We start from the raw sequence: 1332 nt of genomic DNA on the forward strand, positions 1-1332 counted from the left end.
GCAGGCTGGCGAAAATTTCCGCGGCCAGCACGCGCGGCAGGGCCAGCACCCCCGGCGCCCAGCAGCGGGCGCGTCAGGTTGGGGATCAGGTGGCGGCGGATCAATTCGCCCTCCGGCAGGCCGGCGCCGCGGGCGGCGGTCAGGAACTCCGCCCGCATCAGCGCCGACAGCTCGGCATGGGCGAGGGCGGCGACCGCGGGAGCCGCGGTCAGCGCGGTGACCAGAGCCAGCAGCCAGATCGGGCCGAGCAGCCCGCCGGCCAGAGGCACCAGCAGGGCGAGCGGCCATCCGGCCATCCGGCGGGCGGCGGCGACGGTCCGCCGCTCCGCCCGGTTGCCGACCAGCGAGCCGACCAGCCCGGCCAGCAACGCCCAGCCGATTCCCAACGCCCCGCCCAGCACTGCGGCCAGCAGCGCGAAGGACAGGCTGCCCCGCCCGTCGAGCAGTGCGGCGGCGACCGGATCGGCGTCCAGCCGATGCACCACGCCGCCATCGACCATCAGCGGCGCCGCCGCGCAGGCGAGCGCCAGCCCGGCGAGCACGGCGGCGCCCGACAGGCCGCGGGCGAAGCCGGTGCGCGGCGGCCCCGGCTGCACCGGATGGGAAAGCGGCGGTTGGTCGTACTCGGCCATCAGAGTCCTTTGCGGGGGGTTGGCGGCTGTCACGCCCCCTCATAGGGCGTGGAGCTGTGGTTGGCCGGGTCGATCCAGTCGCGCACCCCGAGGCCCAGCGCGTTCAGCAAGGCGGTCAGCCCGCCCAGCGCCAGCAGGACCGGCACCGCCCCGGCGGCCGAGCCGGCACGGGCGGCATCGACCATCAGCGCCCCCGCTCCCGGCAGGTCCAGCAGGCTTTCCAGCGCCACCGCCCCGACCATCGCCGCCAGCACCGCGGCGCGCAGGCCCCCCATCACCGGGGCGACCGCCTGCGGCAGGGCGTGGTGGCGCAGCACGGCGCGCTCGTCCAGACCCAGACCGCGGGCCATCCGCACCGCGCCACCCTCCGGTCCGGCGCCCAGCGCCCGGTCCATCGCCGGGCGTGCCAGCCGGGCCGCCTGGCTGGCGGCGGGAATCGACAGCGCGGTCCAACCCAGCGGTGCCGCCGATGCCCCGGCCCGCACCGCGAGCGCGGTGGCGGCGGCCAGCAGGAATCCGGGCAGCAGCGGCCCGGCCCCGGCCAGCAGCCGGCCGACCAGCCCGCCGGCCGAGCGCGGCGCCATCGCGGCCCAGGCCCCGGCCAGCGTGCCCAGCGCGGTGCCGACCGCCAGCGACGGCAGGGTCAGCAGCAGCGTCACCGCCAGCCCGCGCAGCAGCGCCATGGCGGCATCCGGCTGCG

Annotated in this window: 2 protein-coding genes; both read right to left on the bottom strand. The window is 78.2% G+C overall.

The window, feature by feature from the left end; genetic code table 11:
* Positions 1-632 (bottom strand): peptide ABC transporter permease (locus I71_RS00240; protein WP_244433525.1); only part of this gene is annotated, 632 nt, incomplete at its 3' end.
* Positions 633-661: 29 nt separating this feature from the next.
* Positions 662-1332 (bottom strand): ABC transporter permease subunit (locus tag I71_RS00245; RefSeq protein WP_042688589.1); only part of this gene is annotated, 671 nt, incomplete at its 5' end.

It is taken from the genome of Azospirillum sp. B506, from assembly GCF_000333595.1.
Classification (GTDB): Bacteria; Pseudomonadota; Alphaproteobacteria; order Azospirillales; family Azospirillaceae; genus Azospirillum.